Source organism: Synechococcus sp. H55.9 (assembly GCF_047462355.1).
Taxonomy (GTDB): Bacteria; Cyanobacteriota; Cyanobacteriia; order Thermostichales; family Thermostichaceae; genus Thermostichus.
On record NZ_JANSJB010000170.1, the window covers coordinates 1 to 1,567 of the forward strand.

2 protein-coding genes and 1 pseudogene are annotated in these 1,567 nt (G+C 62.3%); all 3 read right to left on the reverse strand.

The window, feature by feature from the left end:
• The coding region (locus NW857_RS12840) for a UDP-3-O-(3-hydroxymyristoyl)glucosamine N-acyltransferase (protein WP_414369183.1) at positions 1-629 on the reverse strand (629 nt) is incomplete at its 3' end.
• Between the two features lie 15 nt (positions 630-644).
• Positions 645-1,163 carry a DUF4330 domain-containing protein gene (locus NW857_RS12845; RefSeq protein ID WP_414336026.1) on the reverse strand — a complete coding sequence of 173 codons (519 nt, stop codon included), beginning with the start codon at positions 1,161-1,163 and terminating at the stop codon, positions 645-647.
• A gap of 72 nt (positions 1,164-1,235) precedes the next feature.
• Positions 1,236-1,567: pseudogene (locus NW857_RS12850) on the reverse strand (hypothetical protein); the annotation flags it as partial.

Consider the following 1,567-nt stretch of genomic DNA (forward strand, 5'->3'; position numbering starts at 1 on the left):
TTGCTGCCCACTTCTACACCGTCTTCCAGCACCACCCGGCCCGCCTGCAGCATGCGCCGCCAGGAGCCATCGGGGAGAGGAATGTGGCCAAAGCCGTCGTCGCCAATCACAGCGCCGCTGTGGATGAGGCAATCGTCGCCAATCTCCGTGCGCTCGTGAATGACGCAGTTGGCGAAAAGCTGACACCGGGATCCAATCCGCACGTAGGGGTAGATGGTTATGTTGGGGTGGATTTGGGTGTAGTCGCCGATCCTCACCCCTTCCATCACCACCACATGCGGCCCAATGGCCACCCCCTCTCCCAACTCAACGCTGGGATCGATCACGGCTGTGGGATGGATCCCGGTGGGCAGGCGATAGGGTTGGTAAAACAGCTCGATGGCCTGGGCAAAGAGCAAGCGGGGATCCCTGCCCCGCAGGCAGGGGATGGGGCGAGGTAAAGCTATAGATTCGCCCACGATGACGGCGCTGGCTTGGGTTTGCTCCAAGAGGGGCAAGTAGCGGTCTTCGCTGAGGAAGCTCAACTCGCCTGGGCGAGCTTCCGCCAGGCTAGCTACGCCGTGGATCTCGAGGGTGGGATCCCCCTCGTAGGCGCATCCCAATTTTTGGGCGATCTCCTGTAGCCGCATCAGGGTTGGTGTCCTCTACGATTGCAACAGCCGCACATCCATCACAGTGCCGCGCAAGTTGTAGCTAAAAGTCTCCAGCTCCAGGGGAACGCCAACTTTGACGCGGTTGTTGCCCAGGACAATGCCGTTCTCGGTCCGCTGGCCCCGTCCCCGCAAGGTAAACACCAGATCAAAGCGGTAGGACTCTGGGTCAGGCAAGTTCTCGACCCGTCCATCGGGGAAAACCACCGGAACCGTGCGGCTGACATTTTCTATCCGCACCACTTCCACCTGGCCGTAGGGCTGGTTGCGGATGATCAAGTCAGCCTTCTGACCCACTTGAAAGGGTTCCAGGGATCGGCTGCTGACCCCCCGCACGATCATGTCCACTTCCACCGGCAGGGTAGGGCCGCCCCCCACCTGGACGACGCTGCCCGCTTGCCGCCCTGGCAAAAACAAAACGGCGACAATGGCCGCCACCACAATCGCCAGCGCCCCCAGATCTAGGAGACTGACTTTTCCCAAAAGACGTCCCTGTCCGTCAATGAGCCGCATAGCCCCCTCTCCTCCAACACACTGTTTTGATTCTAGGCAGGTTTGCTCCCCAGGTGGCCTCTCCTGCTTGGCCTAAGGGATCCAGGCCAGGGCGCTGCTGCCCAGCGCCAGGCGGCGGTGGCTGTTGGGGAGCGGCAGTCCATCTTGCAAGTCCACCAGCCACACTTGCCCGCTGCGGATGGCTTGCCCAGTGCGGCTGAGGGGGGCCCAGGGATCCGGAATCTCCTCTTGCAAGGGCTGCAAAAGCGTGTAGGCCAACAGGCGTCCGTCCGGAGAAAGGCTGAAGTCCAGCTCAAAGGGGTAGTCGGCCCGCGCCACCTCTATGGTCTTGCCCGCCGGGGCCGCGCCGCCGCTGCCGAACACCACTGCCAGCAAGCGGGGGGACTCGGTGTAGGCCAGAGATT